Origin of the sequence: Curtobacterium sp. MCLR17_051 (assembly GCF_003234395.1) — a bacterium.
In the GTDB taxonomy this organism is placed as follows: Bacteria; Actinomycetota; Actinomycetes; order Actinomycetales; family Microbacteriaceae; genus Curtobacterium; species Curtobacterium flaccumfaciens.
Window position 1 is genome coordinate 38,433 of record NZ_QKTA01000005.1, and the last position, 20,402, is coordinate 58,834.

Below are 20,402 nucleotides of genomic sequence, written 5' to 3' on the forward strand. Positions count from 1 at the left end.
TCGGTCGAGTCTATGGAGATGTCCGCGGATCATCCATGCGCGATGCAACTTGTCCCCCGAACTGGGCGCGTTCGGCGGCGCGCCGCGCTCAGCGGATGCGACCGGGCGTGCTGCGCGCCCCGCTCGGTCCTCAGTCCTCGGTCGAGGGCGCTTCCGGTTCGGCGAGCGCCGCGGGCCCCTCGGTCACGAGCAGGTGGAACTGCTCGGCGTCGATGATCCGGACGCCCAGCTGCTCGGCCTTCGTGAGCTTCGAACCGGCACCCGGACCGGCCGCCACGAAGTCGGTCTTCTTGCTCACGCTCGAGGCAGCCTTGCCACCGGCGGTGATGATCGCCTCCAGCGCACCTTCGCGCGTGTAGCCCTCGAGTGACCCGGTCGCGACGACGGTGACGCCGCTCAGCACGCCGCCCTCGACGTCGGCGCTGCCCGGGCCGGGGTGGCCCGGGGTGGTGAACTGCACGCCGGCCGTGGTCCAGCGGTCGATGATCTCGCGGTGCCAGTCGACGTCGAACCAGGCGAGCAGGGCGTCGGCGATGATCCCGCCGACCCCGTCGACGGCGGCGAGGTCCTCGCGCGACGCCGACCGGATCGCGTCGAGGGAGCCGAAGTGGTTCGCCAGGGCCCGGGCGGCGACGGGTCCGACGTGGCGGATGCTCAGGCCGACCAGGATCCGCCACAGGGGCTTCGTCTTCGCCGCGTCGATGTTCGCGAGCATCTCGAACGCGTTCTTCGACGGGTAGCGGCTCGGCTCACCGGTGTAGTCGGCACCGCGTGCCTCGGGGTCGAACGGCGGGTCGGTCTTCTTGCGCGCCCGGCTGAACGGCGTGACGCGCTTCGGGGTGCCGTCGTCGTCGACCTTCTCCATGCCGGTCTCGGCGTCGCGGACGATGACCTCGATCGGGACGATGTCCTGCATCGTCAGGTCGAACAGTCCGGCCTCGGTGACGAGCGGCGGGGTCTCCGGGCGGAGGGGCTGCGTGAGCGCCGCGGCCGCGACCTCGCCGAGCCCCTCGATGTCGAGCGACCCGCGCGAGGCGATGTGCTCGACCCGACCGCGCACCTGCGCCGGGCAGCTCTTCGCGTTCGGGCAGCGCAGGTCGATGTCGCCTTCCTTCGCGGGGGCGAGCTCAGTGCCGCACTCGGGGCAGTTGGTCGGCATCACGAACTCGCGCTCGGAACCGTCACGGAGCTCGACCACCGGGCCGAGCACCTCGGGGATGACGTCGCCGGCCTTCCGCAGCACGACCGTGTCGCCGATCAGCACGCCCTTCGCCTTGACGACCTGCTGGTTGTGCAATGTGGCCTGGCGGACGACGGACCCGGCGACCTCGGCCGGGGCCATCACCGCGAAGGGGGTGGCACGGCCGGTGCGGCCGACGCTGACCACGATGTCGGTGAGCGTCGTGTGCACTTCTTCCGGCGGGTACTTGTACGCGATCGCCCACCGCGGCGCCCGCGACGTCGACCCGAGTTCCTCGTGCAGGGCGAGGTCGTCGACCTTCACCACGACGCCGTCGATCTGGTGCTCGACCGACGAACGGCGTTCCCCCGTGGTCCGGACGAAGCCGTTGACCTCGTCGATGGTGTCGAACACCCGGTAGTGGCTGCTCGTCGGCAGGCCCCAGGTCTGCAGCAGCTCGTAGACCTCGGACTGGCTGCGGACGTCGGTGCCCTGCTCGAGTTCACGGACGGGCCACGCGCCGATGCCGTGCACGAGCATCCGCAGACGCCGCAGCCGGTCGACCATCAGGGCACGCTTCGCCTCGGACTTGCCCTCTTCCTTCTGGCGGAGGGACCCGGCGGCAGCGTTGCGCGGGTTGGCGAACACGCGCTCCCCCGCCTCGCGCTGGTTGGCGTTGAGCTCGTCGAACTCGGCGACCGGGAAGAAGATCTCGCCCCGGACCTCGACCAGGGGCGGGTGACCGGTGCCGGACAGGCGGTCCGGGATCGTGCCCATCGTGCGGACGTTGCCGGTGACGTCCTCGCCGACCACGCCGTCACCGCGGGTGGCGGCCGAGACGAGCCGACCGTGCTCGTACCGCAGGTTGATGGCCAGGCCGTCGATCTTCAGCTCGGTCAGGAACCGCACCCGCTCGGCACCGGCGTCCCGCTGCACCTTGAGGGCCCACTCGGTCAGCTCGTCGGGGCTGAAGACGTTGTCGAGCGAGAGCATGCGCTCGGCGTGCTCGACCGGTGCGAACTGCGTCGTCTGCGCCTGCCCACCCACGGTCTGCGTCGGGCTGTCGGGCGTCAGGAGTTCCGGGAACCGCCGTTCGATCGCGTCGAGGCGGTGCACCAGGGCGTCGTAGTCGGCGTCCGACAGGGGCGAGGCGTTGCCCTCGTAGTAGTCGTGGCGCAGCTCGGTGACGCGGGCGCGCAACCGGTCGACCTCGCGCGCGGCCTGGGCGGCGTCGAGCCCGTCGGGGTCGATGGTCTCGAACGTCGCGTCGGTCTCGCTCATGGCATCAGTTCTACCGTGCACCACCGACGCGGCGTGCAGCGAGCGTGTGCCCCGGGAGCGGCGGGGTCAGGCGTCGACGGGGACGGCGCTGACCGTGGTGTCGATCGTGCACTGGCCGAGCACCCGCGTGCCGACGTAGACCACGGCCGTCTGGCCGGGAGCGACCCCGTGCAGCGGCTCGTCGACGTCGATCACGAGCACGCCGTCCTGCACGCGGGCCGTCGCGGGCACCGGGTCGGCGTGCGCGCGGATCTGCACGTCGCAGGCAAAGGGCGTCGCCGGGTCGGCCGGGGCCGTGCCCGCCCAGGTGAACCGCGAGCCGGACATCGAGGTGACGGCGAGGGCCTCCTTCGGGCCGACGACGACGGTGTTGTCCTTCGGGCGGATCTCGAGCACGAACCGGGGCTTGCCGTCCGGTGCCGGGCGACCGAGGGCCAGGCCGCGACGCTGTCCGACGGTGTAGCCGGTGGCGCCCTCGTGCGAGCCGACGACCGTGCCGTCGCGCTCGACGACCTCGCCGGGGGCGGTGCCGACGCGGTCCGCCAGCCAGCCGCGGGTGTCGCCGTCCGGGATGAAGCAGATGTCGTACGAGTCCGGCTTCTGGGCGACCGTCAGCCCGCGCTCGGCGGCCTCGGCCCGGACCTCGTCCTTCGACGGCGTCGCGCCGAGCGGGAACATCGCGTGCTGCAGCTGCTCGGCGGTCAGGACGCCGAGCACGTACGACTGGTCCTTCGCCCACGCGGCCGACCGGTGCAGCTCGCGGGAGCCGTCCGGACCGGTGACGATCGAGGCGTAGTGCCCGGTCGCGACGGCGTCGAACCCCAGGGCGAGTGCCTTCTCGAGCAGCGCCGCGAACTTGATCCGCTCGTTGCAGCGCATGCAGGGGTTCGGGGTGCGGCCGGCCTGGTACTCGGCCACGAAGTCGTCGACGACGTCCTCCTTGAACCGGGCCGAGAAGTCCCACACGTAGTACGGGATCCCGAGGGCCGACGCGGCGCGCTGGGCGTCCATCGAGTCCTCGATGGTGCAGCACCCGCGGCTGCCGGTGCGCAGGGTGCCGGGCATCCGGCTCAGGGCCAGGTGCACACCCACCACGTCGTGGCCGGCGTCGACCGCCCGGGCTGCGGCCACCGCCGAGTCGACACCACCGCTCATCGCCGCAAGAACACGCATGCGTCCAGGGTAACCCGCCGACGAAGCGGTACCGCTGGCGTACCGTTGGTCGGGCGATGGCCACGACGGGGAACGACTCATTCGACTTCCGGTCCGTCCTGCTGTCCGGGTTCCTGCCCGCTGCGCTCTTCGCGATCGGCGAGGGCGCGATCATCCCGATCATCCCGATCGCGGCCGACTCGCTCGGTGCCAGCCTGGCGTTCGCGGGCTTCGTCGCCTCGCTCATCCTGGTCGGCGAGCTCATCGGCGACGTGCCGTCCGGCATCGTCGTCGCCCGCATCGGCGAGCGGAACGCCATGATCGGCGCCGCGCTCGTGTCGGTGGTCGGGCTCGTGGTCGCCACGACGGCCGCGAACGCCTGGGTCCTGGCGCTCGGGGTGTTCCTGGTCGGTGTCTCCACCGCGGTGTTCGCCCTCGCCCGGCACGCCTACATGACCACCGCGATCCCCCTGCGGATCCGGGCCCGGGCGCTGTCGAGCCTCGGCGGCGTCTTCCGCTTCGGCTACTTCGTCGGCCCGTTCATCGCCGCCGGCGTCATCCACCTGACCGGCACCACCAGCAGCGCCTTCTGGATCCACGTCGTCTGCTGCCTGGCGGCCGCGACCGTGCTCCTGGTGCTGCGCGACCCCGCGACGGGCACACGCGGTCTGCGGTTGCCGCCACGGGCCTCCCGGCTGTCGGCCGACCACGCGACGGACGCGAGCGACCACGCGACCGAACCGCCCGCCGACACCGGGGCGCAGTTCGTCCAGCAGGAGGCGCAGGGGCTCTTCCGCACCATCCGCGCGAACGGGGCGGTCCTGCTGCGGCTCGGCAGCGGCGCCGGCCTGATCGGTGCGATGCGCGCCGGGCGGCAGGTGATCCTGCCGCTCTGGGCGGTGAGCGTCGGCCTCGACGACTCGACCGCGGCACTCGTGATCGGCATCGCCGGAGCCGTCGACTTCGCGCTGTTCTACACGAGCGGGCAGATCATGGACCGGTGGGGACGGCTCGCGAGCGCCCTGCCCTGCATGCTCGGCCTGAGCATCAGCTACTTCCTGCTCGCCTGGAGCGGCCACCTGGACGCCCGGATCGGCTGGTTCGTCGCGATCGCGATGGGCATGTCCCTGGCCAACGGGGTCGGCTCCGGCATCCTCATGACGCTCGGCGCGGACCTCGCACCGCGCGACGCCCCGGCACCGTTCCTCGGGGCGTGGCGGTTCACCGGCGACTTCGGGTCGGCAGCCGCACCGCTCCTCATCTCCGGCGTGACCGCCGTCGCGTCCATCGCCGTCGCGAGCGGGGTGATGGGCGTGCTCGGCCTGGTCGGCGCGGGCATCCTGCTCCGGTACGTGCCCCGGTACCTGCCGCGCCCGCTGCGCTGACGCGCTGCCGTCCCGTGCGAGGTTCCGTACTCGGTGGCAGTCGGCCCGCCCCGCACCACGTCCGGTTCCTCGCACCGGGTGACGTCCCGCGCACGGTGCGTCCCACGGCCTGGAGGCCCGGCGCACGTCCGCCCCGCACCCCGCGCTCGGTAGACTGCCGCTGCTCGCGGGAGTGGTGGAATCGGTAGACACGCAGGATTTAGGTTCCTGTGCCCCAGGCGTGAGGGTTCGAGTCCCTCCTTCCGCACCGAGTCCCCTCCTGGCGCACCGTTGCGGTCATCCGCACGCCTCGTGCAGGTCAACCCTGCGAGGGATGGCCCGGTCAGTTCCGGGCGGTACCCTCATCCCGCGGGAGTCCTCCCCGTGACTCCCGCTCCACGACCGGAAGAACCATGCACTCCGTCGCACTCGCCCTGATCCCGTGGCTCGATCCGCAGTACATCCTCGACCACTTCGGGGCCATCGCCGTGCTCGTGGTCTGCGCGATCGTGTTCGCCGAGACCGGTCTGCTCATCGGCTTCATCTTCCCGGGCGACAGCCTGCTGGTCATCACCGGCCTGTTCGCCTTCGACCGCGGTGGCGAGATCGGCGGCATCCCGATCTGGGTCGCGGCGCTGATGATCGGCGCCGCCGCGTTCCTCGGCGGCGAGCTCGGGTACTACATCGGCAAGAAGGCCGGGCCCCCGATCTTCGAGCGGAAGGACAGCGGGCTCTTCTCGAAGGCGAACGTCGAGCGCACCAACGCGTTCTTCCACCGCTTCGGCCCGCTCGCCGTGATCCTGGCGCGCTTCGTGCCGGTCGTCCGCACCTTCGCCCCGATCGCCGCGGGCGTCGGCCGGATGGACTACAAGAAGTACTCGCTCTACAACGCGATCGGTGCCGTGGTCTGGGGCGTCGGCGTGACTTTCCTCGGGTACTTCATCGGGCACATCCCGTTCGTGGCGCACATCGTCCGCGAGTACATCGACATCATCCTGCTCGCCGCGGTCGTCGTGACCGTCGTGCCGATGGCGCTGACGTACCTGCGCAACGCCCGCAAGGCGAAGCACACGAACGAGGCCGAGGCCACCACGGCCCCGACCGTCGACCCGACGCTCTAGCCGCAGCACCGGCGCACAACCAAAGTCGCCCCGGACCACGTGATCACGTGGTTCGGGGCGACTTCGGTTGTGCGGAACGGAAAGAGCGCGGGCGCTCAGACGCCGAAGTGCTCCCGCACGATCGGCGCGATGCCCCGGAACGCCTTGCTGCGGTGCGACAGGGCGTTCTTCTCGTCGCGGGTGAGCTCCGCCGACGAGCGGTCGGCGTCGTCCGGCCGGAACACCGGGTCGTAGCCGTGGCCGCCGTCACCGACGGGCTCGGTCAGCACCTCGCCGTTCCAGACGGCCTCGACGACGTGCTCCTGACCGTCGGGCGTCACGAAGGCGGCAGCGCACACGAACGCGGCGGTCCGCTCGACGACGCCCTGCAGGTCCGTGAGCAGCAGCGCGATGTTGTCGGCGTCCGAGCGGGTACCGGCGTAGCGGGCCGAGTGGATGCCCGGTGCACCACCGAGGGCGTCGACGGCGATCCCGGAGTCGTCGGCGAGCGCCGGCAGCCCCGTGTGTGCGACGGCGGCACGCGCCTTGATCAGGGCGTTCGCGGCGTAGCTGTCGCCGTCCTCGACCGGCTCGGGGCCGTCGTACCCGACGAGTTCGACACCCTCGCCCAGCGCCGACCCGAGGATCTCGCGCAGTTCGACGACCTTGCCCTGGTTGTGGGTGGCCAGCACCACCTCGCGGGACGTCACGCCAGACCCAGGACCGAACGCTGGATCGCTGCGAGCGACTGGTTGCCGGCCAGGCCGAGGTCGAGCAGGACGTTCAGCTCGTCTCGGTCGAACGGCGCGTGCTCGGCGGTGCCCTGCACCTCGATGAACTTGCCCGACCCGGTCGTGACGATGTTCATGTCGGTGTCCGCGGCGGAGTCCTCGGTGTAGGCGAGGTCGAGCATCGGCTCCCCCTTGACGATGCCGACCGAGATCGCCTGCACGCTGTCGGTGAGCGGGGTGGCCTTCTTCGCGATGAAGCCCTTGGCGCGGCCCCACTCGATCGCGTCGGCCATCGCCACGTACGCGCCCGTGATCGACGCCGTGCGGGTGCCGCCGTCGGCCTGCAGCACGTCGCAGTCGATGACCAGGGTGTTCTCGCCCAGGGCCTTCGTGTCGACGACGGCACGGAGCGAACGCCCGATCAGGCGGGAGATCTCGTGGGTGCGGCCGCCGACCTTGCCCTTGATGGACTCGCGCTGCATGCGCTCGTTGGTCGACCGCGGCAGCATCGAGTACTCGGCGGTGACCCAGCCGGTGCCCTTGCCGGCGAGCCAGCGGGGCACGCCGTTGGTGAACGACGCGGTGCAGAGCACCTTGGTGTTGCCGAAGGAGATGAGCGCGCTGCCCTCGGCTTGCGTGCTCCACCCCCGCTCGATGGTGACGGGACGGTGGTCGGTGGCGGTGCGGCCGTCGACGCGGAGGTTGTCGGTCATGGGGTCCTTTCGGTGCGGGGCAGCGTGATGGCCCCCGTCTGGAGGTGGCCGACGCTCGAGACCTCGGGACCGAGGAAGCGCCGGGCGAGCCGGATGAAGCCGTTCTTGTCGTCGCCCGTCGCCTCGAACGAGTAGGTCGGGGCGGAGGTCGCGGTGCGCTCGAGCCCGTGCTCCACGAGCCGGCGGTAGACGTCGTTCGCGGTCTCCTCGGCGCTGGAGACGAGCGTGACTTCCGGACCCATGACGAACTGGATCGCGGCGGACATGAGCGGGTAGTGGGTGCAGCCGAGCACGAGGGTGTCGACGTCGGCGGCACGGATCGGGTCGAGGTAGCCGGCCGCGATCTCGCGCAGCGACGGCGACGAGGTGTCCCCCGCCTCGACGAACTCGACGAACCGGGGGCACGCGGCGGTGGTCAGCGTGACGTCGGCGGCGACCGCGAAGGCGTCCTCGTAGGCACGCGACGCGATGGTGCCGACGGTGCCGATGACCCCGATGCGGCCCGTGCGGGTCTGCTTGACGGCGGCGCGGGCCGCGGGCTGGATGACCTCGACGACGGGGATGCCGTACGCCTGCTCGTACCGTTCGCGGGCGTCGCGGAGCACGGCGGACGAGGCGGTGTTGCACGCGATCACGAGCGCCTTCACGCCCTGCTCGACCAGGTCGTCCATGACCTCGAGCGCGTAGCGGCGGACGTCGGCGATGGGCTTCGGGCCGTAGGGCGAGTGCACGGTGTCGCCGACGTACCGGATGCTCTCGCGCGGGAGCTGGTCGATGATGGCGCGGGCCACGGTGAGGCCGCCGACCCCGCTGTCGAAGACTCCGATCGGTGCATCCGTCACGGCACCAGCGTACCGACGCAGGCCGACCAGCACCGACGCGGCCACGCGCGCCACGCGTGCCGGGCGGCCGAGGTGATCCGGGCCTCCCGAGGGTCACGTCACTAGTGTCGGAGACGTGACCAGCGCGCTCCTCACCGACCAGTACGAGCTCACCATGGTGGACGCCGCCCTGAAGGACGGCACCGCCGACCGCCGATGCGTCTTCGAGGTGTTCGCCCGGCGGCTGCCGGACGGCCGCCGCTACGGCGTCGCGGCCGGGCTCGGACGCTTCCTCACCGCCCTCGGGGACTTCCGCTTCGGCGACGAGGAGATCGGGTTCCTGCGCGAACGCGGCGTCATCGACGCCGGCACCGCCGCGTGGCTCGCCGACTACCGGTTCAGCGGCGACGTCCGCGCCTACCGGGAGGGCGAGGTCTACTTCCCGAACTCCCCCATCCTGCAGATCGAGGGCACCTTCGCCGAGGCCGTCGTGCTCGAGACCCTCGCCCTGAGCATCTTCAACGCGGACTCCGCGATCGCCTCGGCCGCGGCCCGGATGGTGTCCGCCGCCGACGGCCGCCCGCTCGCCGAGATGGGCTCCCGCCGCACCGGCGAGTGGAACGCCGTCGCTGCCGCCCGTGCCGCCTACATCGCCGGCTTCGGTGCGACGAGCAACCTCGAGGCCGGGCGCACCTGGGGCATCCCCACGATGGGCACCGCGGCGCACGCCTTCACGCTGCTGCACGACTCCGAGGAGCAGGCGTTCCGGTCGCAGCTCGACGCGCTCGGCAACGGCACGACCCTGCTCGTCGACACCTACGACATCGAGGCCGCGGTCGAGACGGCCGTCCGGCTCACCGACGGCAAGCTCGGCGGCGTCCGGATCGACAGCGGCGACCTGCCGTCCGTCGTCGCCGCCGTGCGTGCGCAGCTCGACCGCCTCGGCGCGACGGGAACGAAGATCACGGTGACGAACGACCTCGACGAGTACACGATCGCCGCGCTCCGAGCCGCCCCGGTCGACTCGTACGGCGTCGGCACCTCGGTCGTCTCCGGCTCGGGGCACCCGGCCGCCGGCATGGTGTTCAAGCTCGTCGCGCACCGGGACGCGGACGGCGGCGACTGGGTCCCCGTCGCCAAGAAGTCGGCCGACAAGGCGTCGATCGGCGGCCGGAAGGAGGCGGGCCGACGACTCCGCAACGGCGTCGCCACCGCCGAGATCGTGCTCACGGGTGCGCAGGTCGGCCCGGACGAGCGGCCGCTGCTGGTCCCCGTGGTCACCGGCGGCGAGGTCGACCCCGCGTTCCTCGGCACGCAGGGCGTCGAGGCCGCACGAGCACACCACAAGCGCGCGAAGGCGGAGCTGCCCGCCGACGCGTCACGCATCGGGCGCGGCGACCCGGCCATCCCCACCCTGGTGATCTAGCTCGCACACGCGCGCACGTTACGTCGCGTCGCGCGACGCCGCTTCGTGAGCAGCAATGGTCGGGTCTGTGTGACGGACGCGACCATTGCTGCTCACGAAGCGACCGACAGGCGGACGGGAGGCCCGTGGCGGCGTCGCCACGGGCCTCCCGTCCGTCTGCTGGTCGCGTCTACTCGGCCTTCATCTTCTCGTAGATGGCCTTGCAGTCCGGGCAGACCGGGAACTTCTCCGGGTCGCGGCCCGGGATCCACTTCTTGCCGCACAGGGCCTTGACCGGCTTGCCGGACAGGGCCGACTGCAGGATCTTGTCCTTCTTCACGTAGTGCGAGAACCGCTCGTGGTCACCGGGTTCGATCGCTTCGTCTTCGAGGAGCTTCTCGAGCTCCCGGTCCATCACGTCGAGGCCGCCGCCTGGTTCCGTCATGCTCATGGGTCCAGGGTACGACGGTCCGCCCTCGGGCGCGCCGCTCGTCCGCGCTGGGCGATCGTCTCGCGGAGTCGCTCGGTGCTCGGAGTTGCTAGTTGCGCTGTGCCGCGGCGAGCAGGTCGGGGCCGCGGCGGTCGAACAGGCGTCCGCCGGCGGAGACACCGATCACGAGCACGACGGCACCGACCCCGATGCCCACCAGGAGCGTCAGCACCGACCATGGCTCCGGACCCTGCACGACGGCGAGCACCGCGAGACAGGCAGCGGGGACCGTGCAGAGCACGATGCCGATCACCATGGACGCCTGCGCGACCGTGGCGGTGACGCCGGCGGCCTGGGGCTGCTGGAAGGGGTGGTCGCCCGGCCGCACCGTCGGGTAGGGCATGAGCACGGACAGGACGCTCGACAACCCGAGCCCGGACAACAGCGCGCTCGCACTCACGCCGATGAGCAGCGGGAACGCCGCCCAGTCTCCGAACAGCCGGGCGGACAGTGCGGCCCCGGCGACGATCGCGGGCGCCCCCACGACCAGCACGGGCACGACACGGCCGAGCCGGTCGCTCCACCCGGGCGCACCCGAGGCGACGTGCAGCCACACGGCGGTGTTGTCGTACGAGACGTCGTTGTGCGGGAGGAACCCGGCGATCAACGCCATCAGCGGGAGCGGCACGAGCGCGGTCCACTGCCACGGCACCCCGGCGACACCGAGCGGGATGACGACGATCGGCACGAGCAGGATGATCAGGTACGACGTGCGGTACCGCGGGTCGCGGACCCAGTAGGTGAGCGCCCGGGCGGCGACGGCCGACACCGGAGCCGAACCGAACCGGTCGAACCAGCCCAGGCCCTGGTAGCGGCGGGTGCGGGCACGGTCGTCGACGGTCTCGAGCGCACGGCCGACGAGTGCCCACCACGCCCAGGCGAGGAGCGCGACGACGGCGACCGCGACGAGGAGCTTCAGGACACCGGCGCCGACGTGGCCGCTCGCGACCTCGGCGGGCACGGCCCACGCGGCACCCCACGGGGTCCACCCGGCGACGTCCGCGACGCGCTGCATCTCGGCGCCCTGCGGGTCGAGCCAGTCGACACGCAGCAGCAGCGCCACCGTCGGGATCGAGAGCGCGATGATGACGAGCGCCACCAGCCACCCGGCGTCGCGGGAGCGGTCCGGCCCGATCAACCGGGAGCCGACGGTGCAGCAGACCCGGATGAGGAGCGCGCACGTGGCGACGCCGAGCAGCCCACCGAGCACCGCGAGGAGCCCGAGACCGGGGTCACGGGCCCAGGCGACGACCTGGCCGACCGCGACGACGACCACACCGATCACCGGGATGCCGACGAGGCCGGCGACGACGAGTCCGATCGCCAGGCGACGGCGCTCGATGCCGAAGACCGCGAAGCGCCGCGGGTGGAGCTGGTCGCTCCGGCCGACGACGAGCGGCACGACCGTGAAGCCGAAGGTGATCAGGGTGCCGACGGGCACGATGACGGCACGCGCGACGTCCGGGTCGGCGTCACCGAGTGCGATGGTCTGCGCCGCGACGAACACGGCGGCGAGGAGCCCGGCGAGGCTCCCGAGCACGACGGCGACGGACCGGCGGGCGGTGCCGCGGACCTCGCCCGCGAGCAGGTCCGCCCTCAGCCGGAGAAGCTGTGCAACCATTCCATGCTCTCCGCGACGACACGACCGCCGGCGAGTTCGACGAACTTGTCCTCGAGGCTCTTGCGCCCGCGGACCTGGGCCATGGTGCCGGACGCCAGGACCTTGCCGCCGACGATGATGGCGACCGAGTCACAGGTGCGCTGCACGAGCTCCATCGAGTGGCTAGACAGCACGACCGTGCCGCCACCCCGGGTGTACCGGCGCAGGATGTCCGTGATCGTCGCCGCGCTCACCGGGTCGACCGACTCGAACGGTTCGTCGAGCACGAGCACCCGCGGCGAGTGGATCAGGGTCGCGGCCAGGGCGATCTTCTTCGCCATGCCGACGGAGTAGTCGGCGACCTGGCGGCCCAGCGCCTCGCCCAGCCCGAAGGCCTCGGCGAGGTCGGCGCTGCGCTTCCGGGCGGTGGCACCGTCGAGCCCGCGGAGTGTGGCCGAGTAGTAGAGGAGCTGCGCGCCGGTCAGCCGGTCGAACAGGCGGAGCCGGTCCGGCAGCACACCGAGACTGCGCTTCGCCGCCGTCGGGTCGGCCCAGACGTCGTGGTCGAGCACCGTCACCGAGCCGGCGTCGGGGCGCAGCAGTCCGGTGATCATGGAGAGGGTCGTCGTCTTGCCGGCGCCGTTCGGGCCGACCACGCCGAAGATGGAGCCCTGCCGGATCTCGAGGTCGACCTCGTCGACGGCCAGGGTCTGCCCGTACCGCTTGACCAGGCCGCTCGCTGCGAGCACCACGGGCTGGAGCGTCTGCGGCTGCTTCGGGGCGGCGGTGCGGGGCGCACGCTTCTTCGCCGCGGGCGCGGCGGTGCTCGCCCGGTCGGCGACGTCCGTCGCCTCGTCCGCGTCGGTCGGGACGGGAGGCGCGGCGTCGGTCCGCGGGGCGGCCTTCGTCGGGCGCTTGGTGCGTCCCTTGCCGTTGCGCGCCTTCGCGGGGCGGGGCGCTGCGGCCGTCGCGTCGTCGGTGCGGTTGTCCGTCGTCGTGTCGTCGGTGCGGGTCTCGGTCGTCGCGTCGGTGCCGGTCGTCGCGTCGGTGCCGGTCGTCGCGTCGTCCGGGTGGGTCGCCGTCGTCGCGTCGGCGCGGACGGCCGTCCCGTCGGTCATCGCGTCATCAGTGGCGGCGTCGTCCGCATCAGTGTCCCCCGTGTCGTCGTCGGCTGCGTCGTCCTCAGCAGCCGCGGCGGTGTCCGCGTCGTCGGCGTCCCCCGCCTCGGTCATCCAGGCAGCGTCGGCCGTGGCGTACACGTCCTCGTTCTCTGCTCGCGCTGGCATCGACCCACCGTACCAACGCTCTCCGACCGTCGGGAACCGTCGCTGCCAGGGTCACGAATTGAGTACGAAGCACGCAGACCCGTACCCCGCGAGGGGGTGTTTCCGTATCATTCACCAGGGCACGAAGGAGTGTTCACCACTTGGAAACCTGCTCCAGCAGGCGATCCCGGCAGCCTCCTCGCTGCGACGACCACGTCGACGCGACCGGTTCTCGGGCAACTCGGACGTTGGAAGCGCAGACTCGACGAGGCCCGCCCGTACCCCAGGGTGCGCGGGCGGACACCAGAAGGGACCAGCATGACCACGCAGATCGTGATCCTCGCAGCGGGGATGGGCAGCCGTCTCGGCCGCAGCCTGCCGAAGCCGCTCACGGAGCTCAGTGACGGCCGCACCATCATGCAGCAGCAGTTCGACAACATCCGCGCCGCGTTCGGTTCGAGCGCCCGCGTGACGATCGTCGTCGGCTACAAGTCGGAGCACATCGTCGAGGCGTTCCCCGAAGCGAACTTCGTCTACAACGAGTCCTACGACTCCACCAACACCTCGAAGAGCCTGCTGCGTGCCCTCAAGGCCACCGGCAAGAGCGGTGTCCTCTGGATGAACGGCGACGTGGTCTTCGACCCGATGGCGCTCGTCCGTGCGGCCGACATGATCGACGAGGGCCGTTCCTTCGTCAGCGTCAACACCGACAAGGTCTCCGACGAAGAGGTCAAGTACACCGTCGACGCCGAGGGCTTCATCCACAAGCTCTCCAAGCAGGTCGTCGGGGGTCTCGGCGAAGCCGTCGGCATCAACTACGTCTCCGCCGCCGACAAGCAGGCCCTCATCCGCCAGCTCGGGCGCGTCGACGACCAGGAGTACTTCGAGGGCGGCATCGAGGCTGCCATCGCCGAGGACGGGCTACGCTGGACGCCGATCGACATCTCCGACCTGTACGCGGTCGAGATCGACTTCGCCGAGGACCTCGAGCGCGCGAACAACCTGTTCGCCTGAACCACCGTCAGGACCCCCTCGGCGGTTCCGCCCGGAGGGAAACCGTGACCACAGCGAGTGCGCCGACCGCGCCCGTGGCTCCCGCACCCGCGAAGGCCCGGAGCGCCGGTCGGCGCTATCGTCAGGCCCTGTGGTTGCTGACCGTCCGCGACCTCCGGGTCCGCTACTCGACGTCGGCGCTCGGCTACGTGTGGTCGATCCTCGACCCGCTCGTGATGTCGGGGATCTACTGGTTCGTCTTCACGCAGGTCTTCCACCGCGGCTCGGTCGGTGAAGATCCGTACATCGTGTTCCTGCTGTCCGCGCTGCTGCCGTGGATGTGGTTCACCGGCGGCGTCTCGGACTCCACCCGGGCGTTCATCAAGGAATCGAAGCTCATCCGCTCGACCACCATCCCCCGCACCATCTGGGTGGCACGGATCATCGCGTCGAAGGGCATCGAGTTCCTGCTGAGCCTGCCGGTCCTGGCGGCCTTCGCGATCGCGACGGGTGCCCACCTGCACTGGCAGGTCGTGTTCTTCCCGCTGGCGATCGTGCTGCAGTGCGCGCTGGTCTACGGCCTGGGCCTCATCGTCGCCCCGCTGGTGGTCTTCTTCCGTGACCTCGAGCGCGCCACCAAGCTCGTGCTGCGGTTCCTGTTCTACGCGTCCCCGATCATCTACGGCACGCACGCGCTGCCCTCCGCCCTGCGCGACATCGCCGCGATCAACCCGCTCACCGGCATCTTCGGCATGTACCGCGCGGCGTTCTTCCCCGGCCAGCTCGACTGGCTCGAGGTCGGCGCCTCGGTGGTCGTGACCGGCATCGTCCTGGTGATCGGGTTCGCGGTGTTCCGCCGCAGCGAGCACCGCGTGCTGAAGGAGCTGTGATGACCGCGACCGACCAGACCCGTCGCACCGAGACCGTCGCACCGGTCATCTCGGTGCGCGACGCCGGCATCTGCTTCAAGCGCAACCGTCGCGCGAGCCGGAACTTCAAGGACCTGTTCGCCGGACGCGGGCGCCGCAAGCGTGCCGATGAGTTCTGGGCGCTCCGCAACGTGTCGTTCGACGTCCGCCCGGGCGAGGCGATCGGCGTCGTGGGACGGAACGGCCAGGGCAAGTCGACCCTGCTGAAGCTCGTGGCCCAGGTCATGCTGCCCGACGAGGGCCGCGTCGACGTGGGTGCCGGTGTCGCCCCCCTCATCGAGATCACCGGTGGCTTCGTCGGGGACCTCACGGTGCGCGACAACGTGTACCTGACGGCGGGTCTGCACGGCATGTCGCGGGCCGAGATCCGCGACGCCTTCGACGAGATCATCGACTTCGCCGAGATCGCCGACTTCGTGGACACCCCCTACAAGCACCTGTCGAGCGGCATGAAGGTCCGTATCGCGTTCGCGGTGATCTCGCGGCTCGACGAACCGGTCATCCTGGTCGACGAAGTGCTGGCGGTCGGCGACAAGGCCTTCCGCGAGAAGTGCTACAAGCGGATCGAGCAGCTCCTGGCCGGCGGCCGGACGCTGTTCTTCGTCTCCCACAGCGACAAGGACCTCCGCCGCTTCTGCGACCGGGGGCTGTACCTCGACAAGGGTCGTCTGCAGCTCGACGGCACCATCGAGGCTGCGCTGGCCCGGTACGCGGCCGACTACGGCTCCTGACCGGCCGGGGTACTCCCCCTGCACCAACACCGGTATCGCTGGCTCCCTCCACAGCCCCGGCCCTCGTGAGCGCCCCCGGGGTCCCGCCGTCGGACCCTCCCCCTAACGTTCCACCCATGCACCACCCACCAACCGCGTACGCCGTCCCGTTCGCCGTCGACCGATCGCACGCACCGCGTCGGTACGACCTCGTCAACACCGGCCCCGAGCCGGTCGACGGGCTCTCCCTCACCCATCTGGGCAACGGCTACTGCCCGCCGCTCGCGGTGCGCCGCCTCGACCCGGGCAGGTCGTTGTCGCTGGCGGTGTTCGGCGCCGACCCCGAGGACACGGGGGTCGTCATCGTGCGGTGGCGTCGGCCCGACCGGTCCGAGTACCTCTGGCGGATGTCACTCGTCGGGCCGGGGCTCCAGCCGTGACCCTGCGCCGACCTGCGCCACGGAGCAACCGGGGTGACGATCGGCCGTCAGCGCCCGTCGCGTTCGGCCGCGACGGTCCGCCACCGCTCGAGCAGCCACTCCACGGCCTCGTGGAACCGCTCCGTGGCGGCACCCGGGGTCGTGTCGCCGAAGTACCGTGCGACCCAGTGCTGCAGGCGTGCGAGCTCCTCGGCGTCGCTCGCGGCCGCGTCGACACGGGCGAGCACCGACGGGGCATCGGCCGCGGTCAGCCAGTTCGCGTCGCTCAGGTAACCCCGCTCGTCGACGTCGGCCTCGGGCGAGACCGGTCGCGTGACGATGAGCGGCTTGCCGACCGCCAGCCGGTCGTAGATCATCGCGCTGATGTCCGTGATCGCGACGTCAGCGTCCGCCAGCTGCCAGCCGAGGTCACCGCCGTCGTCGTACAGGTGGTGCGCGGCGGGGTCGGCGGCGTTGGCAGCGCTGATCGCCGCCACGATCCGCTCGTGCGCCGCGCGGTACGCCGGGTCGAGCACACCACTGCGCGGGTGCGGGCGGTAGACCAGACGGTGGCGGGGCGACGCCAGCACCTGCTCGGCGATGACCGTGCCGTGCGACGCGATCGACCCGTACGCTGCGGCACCGCGGTCGCCCTCCCACGTCGGGGCGTAGAGCACGACGGTCCGGTCGTCGTCCGGGTACGGGGCCGCTCCGGCGAAGTGGTCGGCCTGCGGGCGTCCGATCGCGATGGTCCGGGCGTCCAGGTCGTAGTCCCACAGCGCCTCGGCCAGACGATCGCGTGCTGCGTCCCCCGCGATCAGGGCGTAGTCGTACGCCTTGAACTGGTTCGTGGTCATGTACATCTTGTCGCTCTCGCCGTGGTTGACGAAGACGTGCCACATCCGCCCGTACCGCATCATCTGGAAGTTGCGGGCGTTCTGGTTGACGTACAGCACCACCTTCGGCGCCTGGGTGTCGACGAAGTGCTCGAGGTCGACCACCTGCCGGGCGTAGACCGCGGGCACGGGCGACTCGTCGAGCAGGGTCAGCATGGTGCCCGGGCTCCGCGAGACGATCGCCACCGGGTGCGTCTTCGCGAGTTCGGCCAGCGGCGCGTACCACTGGCGCACCTGGTACATGTTGACCGGACCGTCGGCGAAGTACACGGCGATCTCGACCGAACCGGGCGCCGGCTTCGGCGCGGACGGCAGTCGCTGTGCGAGCTGCCGCCGGCTTCGGCGCGACGTCAGGAGTCGCTCGATGAGCCGCAGGGCGGTCCGCAGGTCGCTGATGATCGACATGGTCGTTCTCCGGGTCTGCTCGGGCGGTACGGGGCGGGCGGGTCAGACGAGCGGCGGCCGCCCTGCGATGGTCATCCGTGCGACTGTGAGCCAGCCCATCGGGCGGACCGGACCGCAGTCGGTCGTCCATCCTTCACGGATCCCACCGAACCAGGTGGCCAGTCGGCGGGGGTGACGCCACCAGCGCGCGATCTGGATCGCGGCCCACGACCCCACGTACAGCGGTCGCAGCACCGTCGGCAGGTTGCGCCGAGCGAGCCACACCCGGTTCCGGGCGTTCAACCGGTAGTACTCGGTGTGCCGCGCCGGGTCGATCGCGGGGTGGTGCGCGACGAGGTCCCCGGCGTACCAGGTCCGACGGCCGGCGTCCCAGACCCGCCAGGCGAGTTCGATGCCCTCGTGGGCGTAGAAGTACTCGGCACCCCAGCCGCCGACGGCCCGGTACACGTCCATCGGCAGCACGACGGCGCCTTCCCAGACCGAGAAGACCGGCGACGAGTGGTCCGGCTCGCCCTTCCGGATCCGCGGCACCCACCGGCGGGGGTTCGCGGCGCCCGTGGGGTCGACGACCCGGGGCTGCACGAGGCCGAGCGACGGATCGTGCTCGAACACCGCGATCGCGTCGCGCAGGAACGTCGGCGACGGCACCGAGGCATCGTCGTCGAGGAAGAACACGTAGTCGCCGTCGACGACCTCGGCCCCGGCGTTGCGCCCGGCCGGGATCCCGACGTTCTCGGGCAGGGCCAGCGCCCGAACGCCGTCCGGCAGCCCGGTCGGCGCCCAGCCGTTGCCGACGCAGACGACGTCGAGCTCGACGTCCTGCTGCGCGAGCACGCTGTCCAGCCCGCGGCGCAGGTCGTCCGGCCGGGTGCCCTGCGACAGGCTCACGACGGCGACGCGTGGTCGTCCGCGGTGCACCACAGCGTGGCGGCGCAGCGTTCCGGGCACGGTCGTGTCCTCGGTCACGCCTTGACCCGCTTCGAGGCGATGATCGCCAGGAAGTGCCCGGCCGTCGCGAGCACCGCGAGCGGCAACAGCGCACCGACCAGGATCCGGCTGGCGAGCGGGTCGCCGATCACCAGGGCGAGCAGGGCGAAGACGAACGCGAGCATGCTCAGCTCGACCGAGTGGTACAGGCGGTGGAACGGCAGGAACTTCGCCAGACGGCGGAGCGAGGCGAGCTTCCGACCCGACGGCGCGGTGGAGGCGTCCCGTCGGTCGACGAGCTTGTCGAGCCCGGCGTTCGCGCGGGCCACGTGCACCATGTCGTTGAGGGCCTTGTTCAGCACGATGACCAGGCCGAGTGCGCAGCCGATCGTGGTCCACATCCAGTCGGCGTCGTGGATCGGCCAGGTGGCTGCCCGGATGCCGAGCGCGACCGGGATCAGCCCCTCGGTCGTGTAGTGCCCCACCTTGTCGAGGAACACCCCGGCGGGCGACTTGGTGCCGCGCCACCGGGCGACCTCGCCGTCGGAGCAGTCGACGAGCATCTGCAGCTGGCCGAGCACGAGCGCCAGCGCGGCGCCCCAGATGCCGGGGATGAGGAGGGCGGCAGCGACGCTCCAGCCCACCAGGATCATCAGGCCGGTGACCTGGTTCGCGCTGACACGGGTCTTCAGGAGCACCCAGGTCAGGTACGGCGAGACGTCGCGCAGGTACAGCGAGGCCGTCCAGTGCTCGGCGTTGGCGCGGGCACGGACCTCGTCCGGCTGGGCGACGGCCCGGAGCTCGGCGATCGAGGTCGGCCGTGCGGATCCGCGGCCGGTCGTGGGCTGGTCGGTCATTCGGTCACCGTCCCGTGTGGGTGGTCAGCTCGGACGTGCGGGTCAGGAACCCGATGATGAACCCGAGCCCCCAGCCCACGTGGATGCACGGCAGCACGACGAGCAGCCAGAGGAGCGTCGGCAGCCCGGAGCGGCGCGCCACGGCGATCGACCCCAGGACGACGAAGAGCAGGTAGACGACGGGCACCACGAACCCGAGCAGCGCCCAGGCGAGCGGGGTACGGAGCACGGCGCCGACGATGCCGGCGAGCCCGGCGACGATGCCCAGCGCCATCGCCGCCACCATGGCCGGCGGCACGAAGTAGCGCAGGCCGTTGTTGGCCGGGAACCGACGCGCGAGCTCGCCGCGCCACAGCCCGGTGGCGACGAACTGCCGCACCAGGCGCTTCAGGCTCGGCCGCGGGCGGTACGTGACGACGAGTTCCGGCGTGAACCAGACGGTCCCGCCGGTCTGGCGCAGCCGCCGGTTGAGTTCCCAGTCCTGTCCGCGCTTGATGCCCTCGTCGAAGAGTCCGACGTCGAACAGCCGCTCGCGTCGGAACACGCCGAGGTAGGCGGTCTCGGCCGGGCCCGCGGTGCCGCCGACGTGGTGCGGGGTGCCACCGAGCCCGACACGGCTGCCGTAGGCCAGGGCGACGGCCCGCTCGAAGGGGGTCCGGCCCTCGGCGCGCATGATGCCGCCGACGTTGTCCGCCCCGGACTCGAGGAGCGTGTGCACCGCGATCCGCGTGTAGTCGGTCGGCAGGACCGAGTGCGCGTCGACCCGGATGACGACGGGGTGCACGGAAGCACGGATCGCGACGTTCAGCCCGGCGGGCGTCGACCCGACGGGGTTGTCGATCGCGCGGATCCGGGGGTCGGCAGCGCTCATCTCGGCGACGAGCTCGTTCGTGCCGTCGATCGACGGCCCGAGCGCGAGGATGACCTCGAACGGGCCCGTGTAGTCCTGGTCGAGCAGGCTGCCGACGGCGGCCCGGACCTCGGTGACCTCGTTGAGCACGGGCATCACGTACGAGACGCCCGGCAGGGGCTGTCCGTCTGACTGCATGCGTACCTCGGGGTGCTGGCTGGCGGCACGGGACGCACCGGGGCGGTGCCGCCCCGCAGAGCGACCATGAGCCTATCAAGAGGCCGAACCGCCCACCTGCGTCGGCGCGGGACGCG

At 71.4% G+C, this 20,402-nt stretch carries 19 protein-coding genes and 1 tRNA gene; 8 read left to right on the forward strand and 12 right to left on the reverse strand.

Annotated elements, in window-relative coordinates; genetic code table 11:
• Positions 1-130: 130 nt before the first annotated feature.
• Positions 131-2,461, reverse strand: coding sequence for an NAD-dependent DNA ligase LigA (ligA, locus tag DEJ06_RS06350; RefSeq protein WP_111038786.1), 2,331 nt, complete (start codon positions 2,459-2,461; stop codon positions 131-133).
• A gap of 66 nt (positions 2,462-2,527) precedes the next feature.
• Entirely contained in the window at positions 2,528-3,634 is a 1,107-nt protein-coding gene (gene mnmA / locus DEJ06_RS06355; protein WP_111038787.1) for a tRNA 2-thiouridine(34) synthase MnmA, read from the reverse strand.
• Between the two features lie 56 nt (positions 3,635-3,690).
• Between mnmA and DEJ06_RS06360 the strand changes: the two genes are divergently transcribed.
• From DEJ06_RS06360 to DEJ06_RS06370, 3 genes are all read left to right on the forward strand, one after another.
• Positions 3,691-4,998 carry an MFS transporter gene (locus tag DEJ06_RS06360; protein WP_111038788.1) on the forward strand — a complete coding sequence of 436 codons (1,308 nt, stop codon included), beginning with the start codon at positions 3,691-3,693 and terminating at the stop codon, positions 4,996-4,998.
• 166 nt (positions 4,999-5,164) lie between these two features.
• Positions 5,165-5,245, forward strand: a tRNA-Leu gene (locus tag DEJ06_RS06365).
• A gap of 145 nt (positions 5,246-5,390) precedes the next feature.
• Entirely contained in the window at positions 5,391-6,098 is a 708-nt protein-coding gene (locus DEJ06_RS06370) for a DedA family protein (protein ID WP_027464603.1), read from the forward strand.
• Between the two features lie 95 nt (positions 6,099-6,193).
• On the opposite strand, the gene rdgB is transcribed toward DEJ06_RS06370, so the two are convergent.
• From rdgB to murI, 3 genes are read right to left on the reverse strand one after another with little or no spacing between them, the layout of a single operon-like run.
• Positions 6,194-6,787, reverse strand: a complete 594-nt coding sequence (gene rdgB, locus DEJ06_RS06375; RefSeq protein WP_111038789.1) for an RdgB/HAM1 family non-canonical purine NTP pyrophosphatase — start codon at positions 6,785-6,787, stop codon at positions 6,194-6,196.
• On the reverse strand, positions 6,784-7,521 hold the full coding sequence (rph, locus tag DEJ06_RS06380) for a ribonuclease PH (protein WP_027464601.1): 738 nt from the start codon (positions 7,519-7,521) through the stop codon (positions 6,784-6,786). Before rph ends, rdgB begins: the two co-directional genes overlap by 4 nt.
• On the reverse strand, positions 7,518-8,363 hold the full coding sequence (murI, locus tag DEJ06_RS06385; RefSeq protein WP_111038847.1) for a glutamate racemase: 846 nt from the start codon (positions 8,361-8,363) through the stop codon (positions 7,518-7,520). The genes rph and murI overlap by 4 nt, the downstream gene beginning before the upstream one ends.
• 115 nt (positions 8,364-8,478) lie before the next feature.
• On the opposite strand from murI, the gene DEJ06_RS06390 reads away from it, so the two are divergent.
• Complete coding sequence (locus tag DEJ06_RS06390) at positions 8,479-9,768, forward strand: nicotinate phosphoribosyltransferase (protein WP_111038790.1); 1,290 nt, start codon at positions 8,479-8,481, stop codon at positions 9,766-9,768.
• A 169-nt stretch (positions 9,769-9,937) separates the two neighbouring features.
• Here the strand turns inward: DEJ06_RS06390 and DEJ06_RS06395 are convergent, their stop codons facing one another.
• The 3 genes from DEJ06_RS06395 to DEJ06_RS06405 all read right to left on the reverse strand — a co-directional run bounded on the left by DEJ06_RS06395 (position 9,938) and on the right by DEJ06_RS06405 (position 13,123).
• Positions 9,938-10,198, reverse strand: a complete 261-nt coding sequence (locus DEJ06_RS06395; protein WP_099051947.1) for a DUF3039 domain-containing protein — start codon at positions 10,196-10,198, stop codon at positions 9,938-9,940.
• Positions 10,199-10,286: 88 nt separating this feature from the next.
• A complete protein-coding gene (locus DEJ06_RS06400; protein WP_111038791.1) occupies positions 10,287-11,858 on the reverse strand; it encodes an ABC transporter permease in 1,572 nt (523 codons plus the stop codon).
• A complete protein-coding gene (locus DEJ06_RS06405) occupies positions 11,834-13,123 on the reverse strand; it encodes an ABC transporter ATP-binding protein (protein WP_258372452.1) in 1,290 nt (429 codons plus the stop codon). The genes DEJ06_RS06400 and DEJ06_RS06405 overlap by 25 nt, the downstream gene beginning before the upstream one ends.
• 297 nt (positions 13,124-13,420) lie before the next feature.
• Here DEJ06_RS06405 and DEJ06_RS06410 point away from each other — a divergent pair, with 297 nt between their 5' ends.
• From DEJ06_RS06410 to DEJ06_RS06425, 4 genes are all read left to right on the forward strand, one after another.
• Positions 13,421-14,116, forward strand: a complete 696-nt coding sequence (locus DEJ06_RS06410) for an NTP transferase domain-containing protein (RefSeq protein WP_017887019.1) — start codon at positions 13,421-13,423, stop codon at positions 14,114-14,116.
• A 44-nt stretch (positions 14,117-14,160) separates the two neighbouring features.
• On the forward strand, positions 14,161-14,985 hold the full coding sequence (locus DEJ06_RS06415) for an ABC transporter permease (protein WP_084741093.1): 825 nt from the start codon (positions 14,161-14,163) through the stop codon (positions 14,983-14,985).
• On the forward strand, positions 14,985-15,755 hold the full coding sequence (locus DEJ06_RS06420; RefSeq protein WP_071405446.1) for an ABC transporter ATP-binding protein: 771 nt from the start codon (positions 14,985-14,987) through the stop codon (positions 15,753-15,755). The genes DEJ06_RS06415 and DEJ06_RS06420 overlap by 1 nt, the downstream gene beginning before the upstream one ends.
• A 116-nt stretch (positions 15,756-15,871) precedes the next feature.
• Complete coding sequence (locus DEJ06_RS06425) at positions 15,872-16,174, forward strand: hypothetical protein (protein ID WP_071405447.1); 303 nt, start codon at positions 15,872-15,874, stop codon at positions 16,172-16,174.
• Between the two features lie 47 nt (positions 16,175-16,221).
• On the opposite strand, the gene DEJ06_RS06430 is transcribed toward DEJ06_RS06425, so the two are convergent.
• Genes DEJ06_RS06430 through DEJ06_RS06445 form a run of 4 tightly spaced genes read right to left on the reverse strand, consistent with a single transcriptional unit; the run spans position 16,222 to position 20,286 of the window.
• On the reverse strand, positions 16,222-17,454 hold the full coding sequence (locus DEJ06_RS06430; RefSeq protein ID WP_111038792.1) for a CDP-glycerol glycerophosphotransferase family protein: 1,233 nt from the start codon (positions 17,452-17,454) through the stop codon (positions 16,222-16,224).
• 42 nt (positions 17,455-17,496) lie between these two features.
• Positions 17,497-18,372, reverse strand: a complete 876-nt coding sequence (locus DEJ06_RS06435; protein ID WP_111038848.1) for a glycosyltransferase family 2 protein — start codon at positions 18,370-18,372, stop codon at positions 17,497-17,499.
• Positions 18,373-18,416: 44 nt separating this feature from the next.
• Entirely contained in the window at positions 18,417-19,238 is an 822-nt protein-coding gene (locus DEJ06_RS06440; protein ID WP_111038793.1) for a CDP-alcohol phosphatidyltransferase family protein, read from the reverse strand.
• A 4-nt stretch (positions 19,239-19,242) separates the two neighbouring features.
• On the reverse strand, positions 19,243-20,286 hold the full coding sequence (locus DEJ06_RS06445) for a glycosyltransferase family 2 protein (RefSeq protein ID WP_111038794.1): 1,044 nt from the start codon (positions 20,284-20,286) through the stop codon (positions 19,243-19,245).
• Positions 20,287-20,402 lie beyond the last annotated feature (116 nt).